13 protein-coding genes and 1 tRNA gene are annotated in these 14,186 nt (G+C 55.5%); 4 read left to right on the forward strand and 10 right to left on the reverse strand.

From position 1 onward, the window contains the following. Nucleotides 1-657: 657 nt before the first annotated feature. Nucleotides 658-1,929, forward strand: coding sequence for a hypothetical protein (locus EL26_RS13075; protein ID WP_052036334.1), 1,272 nt, complete (start codon nucleotides 658-660; stop codon nucleotides 1,927-1,929). A gap of 44 nt (nucleotides 1,930-1,973) precedes the next feature. Here EL26_RS13075 and EL26_RS13080 read toward each other — a convergent pair. From EL26_RS13080 to EL26_RS23805, 3 genes are all read right to left on the reverse strand, one after another. Then, nucleotides 1,974-2,050: transfer RNA gene (locus EL26_RS13080), tRNA-Pro, on the reverse strand. Between the two features lie 168 nt (nucleotides 2,051-2,218). Next, the gene (locus EL26_RS13085; protein ID WP_038089540.1) at nucleotides 2,219-4,996 is read right to left on the reverse strand and encodes a hypothetical protein; all 2,778 of its coding nucleotides are present in this window, start codon (nucleotides 4,994-4,996) and stop codon (nucleotides 2,219-2,221) included. Nucleotides 4,997-5,100: 104 nt separating this feature from the next. Next, the gene (locus EL26_RS23805) at nucleotides 5,101-6,480 is read right to left on the reverse strand and encodes an Ig-like domain-containing protein (RefSeq protein ID WP_052036335.1); all 1,380 of its coding nucleotides are present in this window, start codon (nucleotides 6,478-6,480) and stop codon (nucleotides 5,101-5,103) included. A gap of 224 nt (nucleotides 6,481-6,704) precedes the next feature. Between EL26_RS23805 and EL26_RS25845 the strand changes: the two genes are divergently transcribed. Then, nucleotides 6,705-7,025 carry a hypothetical protein gene (locus EL26_RS25845; protein ID WP_038089545.1) on the forward strand — a complete coding sequence of 107 codons (321 nt, stop codon included), beginning with the start codon at nucleotides 6,705-6,707 and terminating at the stop codon, nucleotides 7,023-7,025. Nucleotides 7,026-7,089: 64 nt separating this feature from the next. Then, complete coding sequence (locus tag EL26_RS25820) at nucleotides 7,090-7,230, forward strand: hypothetical protein (RefSeq protein WP_162835163.1); 141 nt, start codon at nucleotides 7,090-7,092, stop codon at nucleotides 7,228-7,230. Nucleotides 7,231-7,294: 64 nt separating this feature from the next. Here EL26_RS25820 and EL26_RS13100 read toward each other — a convergent pair whose 3' ends face one another. The 5 genes from EL26_RS13100 to aroQ all read right to left on the reverse strand — a co-directional run bounded on the left by EL26_RS13100 (nucleotide 7,295) and on the right by aroQ (nucleotide 10,411). Further along, a complete protein-coding gene (locus EL26_RS13100) occupies nucleotides 7,295-7,777 on the reverse strand; it encodes a CD1247 N-terminal domain-containing protein (RefSeq protein ID WP_038089548.1) in 483 nt (160 codons plus the stop codon). Between the two features lie 63 nt (nucleotides 7,778-7,840). Continuing rightward, nucleotides 7,841-8,107 carry a YqhV family protein gene (locus EL26_RS13105; protein WP_038089551.1) on the reverse strand — a complete coding sequence of 89 codons (267 nt, stop codon included), beginning with the start codon at nucleotides 8,105-8,107 and terminating at the stop codon, nucleotides 7,841-7,843. 143 nt (nucleotides 8,108-8,250) lie between these two features. Then, nucleotides 8,251-8,811, reverse strand: coding sequence for an elongation factor P (efp, locus tag EL26_RS13110; RefSeq protein WP_038089555.1), 561 nt, complete (start codon nucleotides 8,809-8,811; stop codon nucleotides 8,251-8,253). A 35-nt stretch (nucleotides 8,812-8,846) separates the two neighbouring features. Continuing rightward, nucleotides 8,847-9,929 carry a M24 family metallopeptidase gene (locus EL26_RS13115; RefSeq protein ID WP_038089557.1) on the reverse strand — a complete coding sequence of 361 codons (1,083 nt, stop codon included), beginning with the start codon at nucleotides 9,927-9,929 and terminating at the stop codon, nucleotides 8,847-8,849. Nucleotides 9,930-9,949: 20 nt separating this feature from the next. Then, nucleotides 9,950-10,411 (reverse strand): type II 3-dehydroquinate dehydratase, encoded by a 462-nt coding sequence (aroQ, locus tag EL26_RS13120; RefSeq protein WP_038089560.1) that lies wholly within the window; start codon nucleotides 10,409-10,411, stop codon nucleotides 9,950-9,952. A gap of 142 nt (nucleotides 10,412-10,553) precedes the next feature. Here aroQ and EL26_RS13125 point away from each other — a divergent pair, with 142 nt between their 5' ends. Continuing rightward, the gene (locus EL26_RS13125; protein WP_161780726.1) at nucleotides 10,554-11,162 is read left to right on the forward strand and encodes a histidine phosphatase family protein; all 609 of its coding nucleotides are present in this window, start codon (nucleotides 10,554-10,556) and stop codon (nucleotides 11,160-11,162) included. Between the two features lie 195 nt (nucleotides 11,163-11,357). On the opposite strand, the gene gcvPB is transcribed toward EL26_RS13125, so the two are convergent. Beyond that, nucleotides 11,358-12,830, reverse strand: a complete 1,473-nt coding sequence (gcvPB, locus tag EL26_RS13130; protein WP_038089566.1) for an aminomethyl-transferring glycine dehydrogenase subunit GcvPB — start codon at nucleotides 12,828-12,830, stop codon at nucleotides 11,358-11,360. Continuing rightward, complete coding sequence (gene gcvPA, locus EL26_RS13135; RefSeq protein WP_038089570.1) at nucleotides 12,830-14,179, reverse strand: aminomethyl-transferring glycine dehydrogenase subunit GcvPA; 1,350 nt, start codon at nucleotides 14,177-14,179, stop codon at nucleotides 12,830-12,832. Before gcvPA ends, gcvPB begins: the two co-directional genes overlap by 1 nt. Nucleotides 14,180-14,186: the final 7 nt, after the last annotated feature.

Genomic DNA, 14,186 nt, shown 5'->3' on the forward strand with positions numbered 1-14,186 from the left:
AGTTTTCAAGGATCAATCGGCGAGATCACTCTCGCGTCAACCGCTTGTCTCTCGCGGCGACAGGTATTAAGATACCACACCGAAGAAGCAATGGTCAACTGTTAGTTATTGGAATAGACGCAAACCAAACGCGTTTTGTTTATTTTTTAAGTAAAATATCGTTGGTGAAATTTTCGTTGACGATCAGCCTCCCTCCCCGCTATCCTATTGCCACAAGGACGTCGAATATTTCTAAACATTCGGTGTTCCGATAAAACCTGGGAGGGATTTTCATGAAAAAAGAAATCAAGAAAGCAAACCTCACCCAACACGCGATCGTCACGGAGATGAAAGCAAAACCGACTCCGGACGTGTTTTACGGCGGCACCAGCCGTTGCTGGTAAGCAAACAACAACAGGCACCCGGTCCGCGGGTGCCTGTTTCCTCTTCTCCACTTCCCTCCTGCGAGGTGTTTCTATAATGAACAAACAAGCTTTGCTCATACAGTTCCACTCCCTCTCGCAACTTGCCCATGACCCCTCCGCTTGGCTGGACTCACGGGTCGGAAGCGATCTTTGGGTCGACGGGCTGAATGTGTTTCAGAATATCCAGACCGAGGATTTCGAGAGAGCGCTTACCCTCTTTCCAGAGAGAGGAGGACACTTCGACTCGTCCTCGATGATCCAAACCTTGCACGCGTTGCATCGCTTCTGCTTGGAGCAAAACGCGCGGGGAGAATTCGAACTCTACCAAGCGCTCGCGCTTGGCATGACGTGGTTGACGCTGCAACCGGAGACATATGGGCAGTTTTTTAACGTGCCGACGCAAGTGACAAACCACTCCACCGCGCTGTTGCTCAGCCCCACGTACCAAGCGGTCTGGGCGCACAGCTTCCAGGAGGGCCTCGAACTCTACGCCGATCTGGAAACCCGCCGCCTGTCGCTGTTTCGTCCCGAACACGGCCGCATCTACCAAAACCCGAACTCCTACCACCAAGGCGAGTTCCTGAAGTATCCGTTCCAAAACTTCTTCCATGAAATGACCCACATCTTGCTCACCTACGACGTCTACCCGCGCGTCTTGGGCACGCCGGAGGAAGAACGCAGCTGGCTGACCCAAATCGAAGCCAGCGTCTCTTGCTTGGAAGAGGACGTCATGGCGGAGTTGGTTGCCGTGCGCTCCGACCTGAACATCATCGACGACGGATTCGGCTCAACCGGTTCCTACCCGGAGTACGGCGAATTCCGCTATGCCGTGATCACCGGACAGCATGAAACGGGTCTCTCGCGAAAAGCTCTGCAGCACTTCCGCAAACGCTTCATACAACTGGGTGAAAACGAGACCTACATCCCGGAGAACCCGATCAAAGCGGAAATTCTTGCAAACTTTCAAGTCACCGACGCGGAAATCGAAACGATCCTGCCGCACTTCGCCGCGTACATCGCCAACCAGCAATTCCACACCACGTGGGGCATCGAAAGCAGCGCCCGCAACCGCATTCCCGGATTTCGCGAAGTGATCGAGTTACTTCCGCCCGACCCATATTGTTTGCAAAAAATGAAAGAGTGCCTCCGCCCCGACTCTTGGCCTACGCCGGAAGCGCTGCTCTCCAAAAACCCGCTGCCGGAGCTCTCCCTCGAGCAGCGCAACATCAACCGCCGCCGCTGGCGTTGGCGCGAGTTGCTGTGCCGGGTCGCGGAGATGCGCGGCTTCTTGCAAACAAAAGCGCTCGCCTCAGAGCCGCTCGTGCAAGACGAGCTGTTTGATTGCGCGCATGAAATCGCCGCCACCGTGCCGCTTTCCTTGACAGAAGCCCAGCACGACGTGAAGTACCCCGTCATGCAGCGCCGCATTGCAAACACGCTGCACCTCCTGCAAGACCCTGCCGATCGCGACCGCCTTCTGGAACTGGTCGATCAGCCGTTCACCTACGTTCTCGATCCTCGCTAAACAGAAAAAGCCCGATCTCCGAAGAGATCGAGCTTTTTCTGTTTTGGTCGGAATGCAGGGATTCGAACCCTGGACCTCACGCTCCCGAAGCGTGCGCGCTACCAAGCTGCGCTACATTCCGATATAAAGTTTTGATCGAAGTTTGTTTGATGCCGTGCAGAACAACGAAACTTATAATATCACGCTTCTGCCGCATGCACAACCGCTAATTTTTTCCTCTTGAAAAAAAGCCCGTTTCCGGGGGCTTGGCGGAGCGGAAACGAGCTTTTTCCATAAAGTATTGTCTGTGTTAGAACTCTTCCTCCTCGGAGTCGAGTTTCTGGATCTTGATCTCGCGGTATTCCTCGTCGTCCAGTTCCTCTTCGGCAGGGCGTTTTAAACCGTTGTCCACTTGACGTGCCGTGTCGAAACCGTAGAGGTAGCCATAGGTCTCCGTGCCATCGCGCATCACCAACGGGTCTTGTCCTTCTTGGAAGCCGCGGTTGTAGTCCGCCACCCCTGCGCGAACTCCCACGAACGGCGTCGCCGCATGCTTCTCGGAAGCAAACATGCCGCTGGAATAATCCCGATGTCCCGTCTCCCGTGCACCGTTTTGGATGAGCGGGTTCCTCGGCAGAACCCTCACACCGTTACGTCCGTCCAAAATTCCTGCCTCGTAGTCTTGCTTCGCCAATTTTGCGGCGGGAGTGGCCGGTTGATACGAGGGGTCTCGACGGGCTTGATACGCAGCTTCCAGGTATTCTCTTCGCTGGTAGAGTTCGGTCTTCCAGATTTCTTTGTCCAGAGCGGAGGCTTGATGTTTCGGTTCGTATTGGGTGCGAACCTCCCCCATCTTGGCGCTGTTCTCTTCGGAGTGACCTCTGAACAAGTTGTTGTAGGTTTCCCAGATCTTCGGGTACTTCGCTTTGATTGCGCTCTCCCATTCAAAGAAAATCATCGCCAAGTAAGTCTCTTGGTCTTCCTGAGGCGCGGTTGCCACGGCGGTTTTTTTGACGTCGAGGTGTTTAAGCGCTTGTTGTCGGACTAGGATGTTGATCGCTTCGTTTTTTTCAACTTCGCTCAAGACTTTCTTGGAATCAAGCTTTTTGGCGAGTTCTTTGGTTCGTTTTTCGGAGGATTTGTTGCGGTAGACTTTTTTCTTTTTCTTTTTGCCGAATTCGTTTTTGAATTTGGGAATCCAAACGCTATCGTAGAAGTCGGGCAATTCCTCCACATCTTCCGCTTCTTCCTCTGACGCATTATCTTCTTCGATCTGCATGCTCGGGTCCACGGAATCCGGAACTTCCTCTTCCTCTTCCTCTTGAGCTCCTTCTTCCTCCACGTTGCCACCGAGGTGTTCTTCCAAAAGTTTGAGGTACGTGTTGGCATCCTTCTCCCCGTTGGAAACGGCAGCCCCGTCTGCGTAACTCGCGAGCGGAGAGGAGTTATACGCCACCACATAATCGCTGATCATGTTCTGCAACATCGACGTCCACGCGAGTTCGGTCATCTTCACGTCCACGAGGGATGCTTTTGCTTTCAAGATGTTGGCTTCAATTTTGTTGTGAATGTCTTGCAAACGCTCTTGGTTCTCCTGATTGTGTCTTACCAGGGTTTCGCTTTGCGGTTGTTTCCTCAGGTCTTTTTCATAATGGCTCCCCCGCAGGAAAGGTTTGGTCAATAAATAGGTCCAGTCTTGATTTTTGAGAAACTCCCACTTGGAGAGCATGAGCAGCAGAAATTCCTCCATGTTCTTGCCCTTGGCTTCGGCAATCAATGAATCGCGGATCAGCCCCCAGGAAACGGTGTGGGACTTTTGCCCGGAGCGGTAGTACTTGGTGTATACGCGATCATCCGACATCTTCACGTGATCCAACCGCAATTCACCGGCTGTCAAGACTTGGACGAACGGGGAGGTCGAGTCCATTCCCATGCGGACTTGAAACTTGTCTTGCTGCGGAACTTCCTTTTCGACGACCATTCCGTTGTCCGCGTTGACCGGTTGGTTTTGAACGTTCGCCGGGGCGTTCTCTGCATCGGCGGCGTTCGGCACGACGATGAGGTTGTCGTCAAACGCGGCCTCTTGTTTGCCTTCAAGAACATGTTGAACGGCGGGTTGGAAGTATTTTTGGGTCAGCGGAAAAGCACGTCCGAAGATTTTTTGGAATTCCGCTTGCAGGTACTTGATCTCCTCGGGGTCTTGGACCCCGTGCGGATGGTCGGCACCGAGATCCCAATAGCGTTTGGCGCTCTTCATGACGTTTTTGGCATGACCGCGCAGTTCGAGGAGCGCGGCGTCCCGCGTGCTGTTGTCTTGGAGGAGCGGTTCTTTTTGTTTCAAATAGGATTCAAAACTTTCGAAGTCTTTGTTGGATTGGCCTTCCCCGTGGTATTCGGGACGGTCACCGTTGTAGCCGGTATGGGTCGTCAGCGGTGCCAACTGAATCGCGACAAATAAGTCGGTCACCAGCGATTGCACCAATTCCATCCACTTCAAGGGCGGATGGGAGGCGGCGATCAGACTGTTCATGTAGGCGGCGTCATATCTTTCGAGGTAGGCGTTCAACTCGACATACTCGTCACGGATGTCGGGGTTTTTTTTCTCCAAAAGCTTTAGTTGTTCGTCAAGCGAAAGCCAATCCACTTTGGCGTATGAGGTGAGAAAAGTCTCGACATCCATCCCTTTGGCGGCGGCATAGGAATGTTTGAGCAAAGTCCAAGAGATGGAATGGGCGTTCTGCTTGGCTCCCGTTTTGGTCGGCGGACGGTAGGAACCGGGGAACATGATGCTGCCGATCGTAATCAGATCGGCGGTGACGGCTTGATCGTTCCCTCCGTCTTCGCGGCTGATCTTGACTGTGTTGGTGTAGGTGGAGAGGTCTTCCTGTTCCTCGTCTTGCAGTTGGATCGGCGGTGCAGCAGAAGCAGGGGCGATGCGCTTTTTCATCAACTGGAGCACCGCTTGGTTGCCGTACGCCTTTTGCAACTGCAACAGACGGGCGGAGGAAGTCAGAGGTTGCGTCCCTTTTACGGCGGCAGGACCGTCTGTATGAGGTTTGGACGGGGTATAGCCCGGAGTTTGGAACATGAGGGGGTCCTCCTTGGTCGATCGCCGAATGTGGATAGTGAGTAGATTCCCTGCAAATGAAAAAACTCCTCCCGCATCCAGCACGGGAGGAGTTTCTGGCGATCTTAGAACGGGTGGTAGATCGAGTACGCGTAGTGATACAAGGTCGTCGAGTACTGTTCGCTGGAAGAGGAAATTCCAGAGCCGATCACCATCGGGATGATGTCGTAGTAGTGGTAGCTGACCGGGCCGTACCACATGTAATCCCCCGCAGCCGGGTTCATGTTCGCGAGATTGATCGAGAAGTTGCCGTTGGCGTCGGTGACGCCGCTTGCGGATTGGGTGCCCAAGCGCTCGCCGACCGCGAAGCTGACCGGCATGTTGCCGATGCCTTGGCCGTCCGCGTCACGCAGCGTTCCGTTGACGGTCATCCAGTGCTGCACGCGCCATTTGTATCCCTCATAGTAGTTCACGTAGCCGGAGACGTTCGGGTCGGAGTTGATCGTGTTGAGCGCGATCGACGACGATTGACGGCTGATTTGCAGGTGATACGTCTGCGCCGGGTTGACCGTGCCCGTCGAGAGGACGCGGAGGTAGTAGTTTGTGCCGCCCGCAAACACCAACTTGCCCGCCGCGTTCGCCGGGAGATAGCCCAACGAATTCAACGTTCCGTTGCTGCCCGCGCTGTACACCTGCACGATGTAATTCGAGCCCGTCGGGAGCTGGTCGAACGTCAATTTGGCGTACTCGTTCGCCGCCGGCGTGAAGCGAATCCAGTCTTGGTCAAACACGTTGTCGAGGTTGCCGGTCACGCTGAAGTCGGACGTCTTCGCACGCGCCTGCCAGAAGCTGTCGTCCGGTTCTGCCGCGTCGTAGCCGTACGATTGCACCACTTCGAACAGGTACGGGTTGGTCGCGTCAAAGCCTTGGACCGAATTCACGCACAGGAAGTAATAACCCGGTTGCGCCACCATGCTGACTTGGTCGTCATTGCCCGCGCCAAACGCGGAGTACTGTTCGTTCTCCAGCGCCCCGGTCGTGTCGTTCATATGGAACAGGTGCACGTCGTAGTTGACGCCCGCCGTCTGCATAGCCGGAAGCAACGCGGTCAATTTGCTTGCATCCGGCACGTAGACAAAGTACCAGTCTTGCTGACCTGCTGCGGACATCGTGTTTTGGTAGAGCGTGTTGAGGTCGATATAGATCGCGCTGTTCGGGTCGTGGTTGCCGAGGTCCGCCGCCGCGATGCCTTGTTGGGTGGAGAGCGTCGGTTTTTTCGACTGGTCGCGGTTGAGCTTTGTTTTGAATTTCGAGAGGTCTACCGATTGAAAGCCTTTGCTGTTGGCGTCCACACCGCCTTGCAACGTCACACCCGCTCCGGAAACCTGGGTGATGTGACCCGTCGCTTTCGGTTGCTTCGCGTCCGCATAGGCGGCAGACGGCAAGATGAGCGCCGACGCAAGCAATGCATAAGCAGCCGGTTTCAGCCATTTTGAATAGGTCATTTCTTTTAACCCCTCTCATCTACGAAATAGTTTTATAGAAATATCATAACAACGTTCAGAATAGAAGTAAATATTATCGAAGTAAAATAGGAAAAAAGCCCCACTTACAGGAGTCGATGTTCACACTTTTGACAGGAACCTCCACCCGCACCCCGTGGCAAACAGAACCGCTGCGTGATACGGTAAGGGTAGGAATACATTCCTTTATTTGGAGGCGAATTGGCATGATCTCCTATGATGTACGCTGTTTTTTCTGCCGCTCAATGTTCTCCGTTCTCGAAGGAACTCCTCAATACAAACTTGTCAAACGCAACATGGACGGCCGCCACTGCTGTGACGATTGCCGCAAACTGATCGAGCAAGACGCACAGCGCGAATCCGGCATGACACCGGAACTGTTTGCCGCGCTGGAACAGTTGGAGCTCGAAGAGCGTTTGAGCAAATATGACGATATGAAAGACATCCTCAAGATCCACAAGGAATCCAAAGACCCAGGCCATTCGTCAGATCACCCCTCCGCGTCCGCACCGACAAATGTCCAATAGGTGCACACAATCGTCTCCACCTGCATGTACTACTAAGGAGTGCTGTTTGTAAGGAGGGAGAGACGTGCCAGATGCCATCACGACGGTCACAAAATGGATCGTGGCCTTCCTCATCATTTTCCTGCTCCTGATGATCCTCCTCTTCTCGTTCTTCTGGAAGAAAAAAAACACCCCCGCTTCCCCCCCACACCCTGCCTATCGCTAGGCACAACGCAAAAATCCCCGCTCTCTGCAGAAGAGAGCGGGGATTTTTTGGGTGTGGTTGCGGTTTAGTCGCTGACTAATTCGGTGTTTTCGTATTCATCGTTGACAAGCACCGTTTCGTTGCACTCCGGGCACAACACTTCGACGACTTCGTCGCCGTCGAACACGTCCTCGTCCACGAACACCGTCTCGCCGCAGTTCGGGCAATTCACTTCGATGTATGCGATCGCGGTGTCCTCGTCTTCGTCGTAGCAGTCCAGGTCGAGGTCTTCGTCATACTCGTCCTCGTCATCCAGCAACAGTTCGTCGAGGTCTTCGTCGTACTCGTCGTAGAATTCGTTCTCAAGGTCGGTCAGGTCATCGTCGACCGCCTCGATGTACTCTTCCAGGTGTGCTTGCGTAAGCTCCAAGTTGTCAAGTGATCGGGACATCGCCTGGAGGACATCCATCATCTCGACGAGCACGCGCCCTTCCGGCGAATTCTGCCCTACGTTCAGCCCTTCGGCCAAACCTCGCAAATAGGCCAAGCGTTCTTTTACACCTTTCATCAGTACATTCCTCCTGTCTAGGCCGCATTCCACAAAAAACAGTGTGACCTAGCCGGAGGAAAATTATCCCCGCACCCCCCACAGGATCAATCCCACTCCACCCATGACGACCAGCATCCGCCAGAACTCCAGTTTATCCGCCATGCCGATCAAGCCGAGCGTCGTGACCAAGATCAACACAGTCGGCCCGACCAAGGCGAGGCCGGCGTTGATCATCACCGCTTTTTGCACCGTGCCGAAGTACAACATCAGCAGGGCTGCCGACACTTCAATCAACCCGGAAACAAACCGGAGTCCCGCCATTCCGTTGACAATTGAGTCCTTAAACATCGCCCATCCTCCCTCTGGTTGTCCTGCTAATACCTATGCGGACGAGGGGGTCTGCATGTCCGAAACCGTGAAACACGCAGTACGACAACCACAGCAAAAAACCCCACTGGTGACAGTGAGGTTTTTGCTCAACACGTATGCTGTTACGCGCGGGATACGTATGCGTTGTTGCGGGTGTCGATGATCAGCTTCTCGCCCACTTCGATGAAGAGCGGGACGCTGACTACTGCGCCGGTTTCCATCGTCGCGTTCTTGGAGCCGCCTTGCGCGGTGTCGCCCTTGATGCCCGGTTCGGTTTCTGCCACGGTCAGAACGACGGTGTTCGGCAGTTCGACGCCGATCGCTTGTTCTTCGTAGATCATGACTTGGCATTCCATGTTCTCAAGCAGGTACTTGGTTTCGTCTTCGAGCATGGCAGCCGGAACTTGGAGCTGCTCGAACGATTCGTTGTCCATGAAGGTGAAGTACTCACCGTCGGTGTACAGGTATTGCATCTTGCGGGTTTCAACGCGTGCGCGTTCCAGCTTCTCGCCAGCGCGGAAGGTGGTTTCACGAACAGCGCCGGTGCGGATGTTTTTCAGCTTCGCACGGACGAACGCTGCGCCCTTGCCCGGTTTTACGTGCAAGAACTCGAGGACGCGCCACAGGCCGCCGTCCCACTCAATAGTTACGCCAGGGCGAAGATCGTTGGAAGAGATACTCATTTCGAAAAAAGCCTCCTATATGGTCACAAAATTGATTACTGCTCGAGGATCAACAGTTCTTTGGTGGATTTGGTGAGCACTTCGTTGCCGTTGTCGGTGATGACGATGTCATCCTCGATACGCACACCGCCCCACTCCGGCAGGTAGATGCCCGGCTCGACCGTGACGACCATGCCCGGCTGAAGCACCATATCTCCGCGCAACTGCGACAGCGACGGCATCTCGTGAACGAGCATGCCCAGACCATGTCCGAGCGAATGACCGAAGTTGTCTCCGTACCCCTTGGCTGCGATGATGTCGCGCGCCAGGGAATCCGCTTCCTTGCCGGTCATCCCGGCGCGGATGTTTGCTACAGCGTGCAGTTGGGCTTGCAGCACGGTGTCGTAGATCTCGCGTTGCTTGTCCGACGGCTGGCCCAGCACAACGGTGCGGGTCAGGTCGGAGCAATACCCTTGATAGTATGCACCAAAATCCATTTTTACAAAATCGCCCTTCTCAAGCACCTTGTCGCTCGCACGGCCGTGCGGCAGGGACGAGCGGTGACCGGAAGCCACGATGATGTCAAACGAGGAAGAGTCCGCCCCCGCCTTGCGCATGAAGGTTTCGAGCTCCAGCGCAACTTGACGTTCGGTGAGGCCGGGTTTGAGGAACGTGAGGATGTGCGAGAACGCGTCGTCCGCGACTTTGGCGGCGGCGCGCAGGATCGCCAGTTCACTCTCGTCCTTGTACAGTCGCAGTTCATCCACCAACCCTGCGGCCGGGACGAGTTCGATGCCTGGGAAGGCTTGCTCGAACGCGCGGTGCTGGTTGTAGGTGACGAAATCGCTCTCAAAGCCGAGGCGCTTGACTCCTTGGGCTTGCAATTCCGCAAACACGGAGGTGTTCGGGTTGCCGCCGTTCGGGTACTCCACGATTCGGCAGTGCGGGCTCTGCGCTTGCGCTTGTTGGGTGTAACGGAAGTCGGTCAGAAACACCGGTTGGTCTTGGGTTACGAGCAGCACGCCTGCCGAACCGGTAAATCCGCTGAGATAGCGGCGGTTCACGGGACTCAGCACGATCATCGCGTCGAGTCCTTGCTTGGTAAGCAACGCGCGCATACGGGTCAGTCGTTGTTCCATCCTACTTCCTCCCTGTGTCTTCAGTCTTCTGTTGTCAACAGTCCGCGCTTGGCGAAATCCTCAAGAAAGGCATGGAAAGCGAGCGTGTAGCCGATCGCTCCAAGTCCCGTGATCTGGCCTTTGCAGACCGGCGCCAACAGCGAACGATGGCGGAATTCTTCGCGCGCGTGGACGTTCGAGAGGTGCACTTCAATCGTAGGGATGGAGGTGCCCGCAATGCAATCTCGCAGGGCGACGCTGGTGTGCGTGTACCCGCCCGGGTTGAAGATGATGCCGTGGGTGTTGCCCATCGCCTCTTGCATGCGGTCGATCAGGGCTCCCTCGTGGTTCGACTGGCAGCAGTCGATCTCCACGCCGAATTCCTGGGCGAGTGCGGTGAGGTCGCGGTTGATCTGCTCAAGCGTCGTTTTGCCGTAGACTTCCGGCTCGCGGGTGCCGAGCAGGTTCAGGTTGGGACCGTGCAGAACGAGCAGTTTTGCCATAGGGATAACCTCCCAAAAAGTCCAAGATTCATTGTATCAGAAAATAGGGTTGTTGAAAACGGGGGTTCGATTCCATTATACAGGAATCCAGAGTACAATACAGGAAAGTGTTTCTAGATGGATGTGGAGGAGTGTGAGAGAATTGGGTGAAAAAACGATTGTGACGTTGGTGCGTCATGGGGAGACGGTTTGGAACCGGGAGTTGCGGTTGCAAGGGTCGCAGGATATCCCCCTTTCTGAGGTTGGGTTGGCGCAGGCGGAGGCTGTAGCTGTTCATCTGCGCGAGGAACCGTTTCATGTGGTGTACTCGTCTCACCTGTCGCGAGCTCATAAGACGGCAGAGCGGGTCGCGGAGGCTGCAGGGGTTGAGCATAGGGTTTTAGAGGGTTTAATGGAGCGGTCTTACGGCGAACTGGAAGGCTGGACGCGGGATGAAATCCTCGCGAAGTACCCGGACTTTTGGGGGCCTGGAAAAAAATACTCGGTGCCGGGGTTGGAGTCTTTCGAGGAGCTGGCTGCTCGGGCATCCAAGGCTGTACACGAGATTGTAGAGCAACATCCGGGGCGTAATGTGTTGGTTGTTAGTCATGGCGGAACGATCAACGCATTCCTTCATTCGATATCCGGTGGGGAGTACGGGGCCGGAGTGAATAAGCTCGGAAATACGTCTGTGTCTCGCGTCGTTCGGAATGAAGATGGAAGCTGGAGCGTGTTGGAGGTCGGACGCGTAGACCACTTAGGCGACGCTTAAGTGGTGACCAGGGGCGTCGGGGGGATGTTCCGTCGCTCCTGAGGAATTTTTTTCTTTCTGATTTAGTAAACCCGTTCAATGGATAGGAAAAAGATTCCAAAGTCGCTTCTCCACATCCCCCTCTCCCCCCCTTCTCGGGGTCTTAAAAAAAGAGAGTGCCACATGGCACTCTCTTTTTGTTGCGTTTGTTTTTTCTTAGCCTTCGAAGGTGTATCGAAGAATCGGGCTGCGGGCAGCCGTCGTCTCGTCGAGACGATTGACTTTGGTGCTGTACGGCGCGTTTTTGACGAGGTCCGGGTTCTCTTCCGCTTCTTTGGCGATTTGGATCATCGTGTCGCAGAAGCTGTCCAGCGTTGCTTTGTTCTCGGTTTCCGTCGGCTCGATCATGATCGCTTCCTCGACGTTCAACGGGAAGTAGATGGTCGGCGGATGGACTCCGAAGTCCAGCAAACGCTTCGCCACGTCCAGGGTCTTGACGCCGAATTCTTTTTTGAGGCGCTTGCCGCTCAGGACGAATTCGTGCTTGCAGATTTGGTTGTACGCGACATCGTAATGCTCGGAGAGTCGCTTCATCATGTAGTTCGCGTTGAGGACCGCGTCCTCCGTGACTCTCTTGAGACCGTCCGGACCCATGGTCCGAATGTACGAGTACGCCCGTACGTTAATGCCGAAGTTGCCCCAGAAGCCTTTGACTTTGCCGATCGATTGCGGGCGGTTCCAGTTCAGGACGTATTCTTCGGTTTTTTCGTTGTATTCTACTCGCGGTTTCGGGAGGAACGGGATCAGATCCGCTTTCACACCCACCGGGCCGGAACCCGGCCCGCCGCCGCCGTGCGGCGTCGTGAAGGTTTTGTGCAGGTTGAGATGCACAACGTCAAAGCCCATATCGCCCGGGCGTGCGTAGCCGAGGATTGCGTTTGCGTTCGCGCCATCGTAATACAGAAGGCCGCCCGCCTCGTGGACGATTTCGGCAATTTCGATGATCTGGTCCTCGAAGAGGCCCAACGTCGACGGGTTGGTCAACATCAGCGCAGCTGTATCGGAGTTGACGACTTGACGCAACGCGTCCAAGTCGACGCCGCCTTTGTCGTTGGATTTGACGGTGACCGTGCGGTAGCCCGCTACCGTTGCCGACGCCGGGTTGGTGCCGTGCGCGGTGTCGGGTACGATGACGGTCGTGCGCTTTTCGTTGCGGGATTCGTGGTAGGCACGAATCATCATGAGACCGGTCCATTCGCCGTGTGCGCCTGCCGCCGGCTGCAACGAAACTTCGTCCATGCCCGTGATTTCCGCCAGCTCTTGTTGCAGTTTGTACATCAGTTCAAGTGCGCCTTGAACGGAGGTTGCCGGTTGGAGCGGGTGGATGGACGCGAAGCCCGGAATCCGTGCCATTTTTTCGTTGCGCTTCGGGTTGTATTTCATGGTGCAGGAACCCAACGGGTAGAAGCCGTCGTCTACGCCGTGGTTGCGCTTGGAAAGCTCCGTGAAGTGACGGACGAGGTCAAGCTCCGCGAGCTCGGGCAGGTTCGCCGGAGTTTGACGCACATATTCCGCAGGAATCAGTTCGTCAACCGGGATTTCTTCAACGTCCAGTTCCGGGAGGGAATAGGAGACGCGGCCCGGGACGGAGAGTTCGAAGATGAGGGCTTTATCTTTTTCTTGACGCATTACAGGATCGCCTCCAGTCGTTCCACAAGCAGGTCAATGTCTTCCTTGGTGCGCAGCTCGGTGACCGCGAGCAACATGCAGTTTTCATACTCCGGATAGGTGGAGCCGAGGTCGTAGCCGCCTACGATGCCCGCTTCGAGCAACTGACGGTTCACATAGGTGATGTCCGCGTCAAGTTTGATCGCAAATTCGTTGAAGAACGGAGTCGTGAACAGCGCTTGGACTTTCGGCAGAGCGGTCAGACGCTTGTAGGCGTAGTGCGCTTTTTGCAGGTTGAGTTTGGCGACGTCTTGCATGCCTTGTTTGCCCATGTACGAGACGTACACGGTCGCTGCCAGCGCATTCAGCGCTTGGTTGGAGCAGATGTTCGAGGTCGCTTTTTCACGACGGATGTGCTGCTCGCGCGCTTGCAGCGTCAACACGAACGCACGACGGCCGTCCAAGTCGGTCGTTTGACCCACGACGCGGCCCGGGATGCGGCGCATCTGTTCTTTCGTCGTTGCCAGCATCCCGAGGTACGGGCCGCCGAAGGAGATGTTGTTGCCCAGCGCTTGACCTTCGCCAACGACGATGTCCGCGCCGCATACGCCCGGGGACTCCAAGAGGCCCATCGCGATCGGGTTGACCGAGACGACGAAGAGCGCTTTTTGCGCGTGCGCAATGTCCGCCAGTTTGCGGAGGTCTTCGATGCCGCCGAAGAAGTTCGGGTATTGGACGAACACACCCGCGATGGTGTCGTCGAGTTTGTTGTTCAAGTCGTTGAGGTCTACGACACCGTTTTCGATGGCGATTTCTTCGACTTCGATGTTTTGGCCGTAGCCGTAGGTTTTCAGGACTTCGCGGTATTCCGGGTTGACGGAACGGGCGACGAGCACTTTGTTGCGGCGGGTCGCCGCGCAAGCCATGAAAGCAGCCTCGCCGAACGCGGTCGGGCCGTCGTACAGAGAAGCGTTCGACACGTCCATGCCGGTCAGTTCGCAGACGATCGTCTGGTACTCGAAGATCGCTTGAAGCACGCCTTGGGAAATTTCCGGCTGGTACGGGGTGTACGCCGTGAAGAATTCCGAACGCGAAATGATCGCGTCCACGACGGACGGGATGTAGTGCTGATACGCACCCGCACCGAGGAAGTTGATGTTGTCTTCGAGGTTGTCGTTCTTGCCCGCCAGTTGGTTGAAGTAGCGGTTGAGTTCGAGTTCCGACAGTTTCTTCGGCAGGTTCAGTTCACGCTGAAAGCGCGCTTTGTCCGGAATGTCGGCGAACAGGGCTTCCACAGAATCGACGCCGAGGACGTCGAGCATGGCTTTGCGGTCGGCTTCCGTGTTCGGAAGGTAGCTGTACTTGTTCAAGGTTGTG

Origin of the sequence: Tumebacillus flagellatus (assembly GCF_000714935.1) — a bacterium.
Taxonomy (GTDB): domain Bacteria; phylum Bacillota; class Bacilli; order Tumebacillales; family Tumebacillaceae; genus Tumebacillus; species Tumebacillus flagellatus.

Bases quoted from the DNA above. Each gene is read 5' to 3' on its own strand.
- EL26_RS13075 (WP_052036334.1), top strand. From the start codon at position 658: ATGATCCAAACCTTGCACGCGTTGCATCGCTTCTGCTTGGAGCAAAAC.
- EL26_RS13085 (WP_038089540.1), bottom strand. From the start codon at position 4,996: ATGTTCCAAACTCCGGGCTATACCCCGTCCAAACCTCATACAGACGGT.
- EL26_RS23805 (WP_052036335.1), bottom strand. From the start codon at position 6,480: ATGACCTATTCAAAATGGCTGAAACCGGCTGCTTATGCATTGCTTGCG.
- EL26_RS25845 (WP_038089545.1), top strand. From the start codon at position 6,705: ATGATCTCCTATGATGTACGCTGTTTTTTCTGCCGCTCAATGTTCTCC.
- EL26_RS13100 (WP_038089548.1), bottom strand. From the start codon at position 7,777: ATGAAAGGTGTAAAAGAACGCTTGGCCTATTTGCGAGGTTTGGCCGAA.
- EL26_RS13105 (WP_038089551.1), bottom strand. From the start codon at position 8,107: ATGTTTAAGGACTCAATTGTCAACGGAATGGCGGGACTCCGGTTTGTT.
- efp (WP_038089555.1), bottom strand. From the start codon at position 8,811: ATGAGTATCTCTTCCAACGATCTTCGCCCTGGCGTAACTATTGAGTGG.
- EL26_RS13115 (WP_038089557.1), bottom strand. From the start codon at position 9,929: ATGGAACAACGACTGACCCGTATGCGCGCGTTGCTTACCAAGCAAGGA.
- aroQ (WP_038089560.1), bottom strand. From the start codon at position 10,411: ATGGCAAAACTGCTCGTTCTGCACGGTCCCAACCTGAACCTGCTCGGC.
- gcvPB (WP_038089566.1), bottom strand. From the start codon at position 12,830: ATGCGTCAAGAAAAAGATAAAGCCCTCATCTTCGAACTCTCCGTCCCG.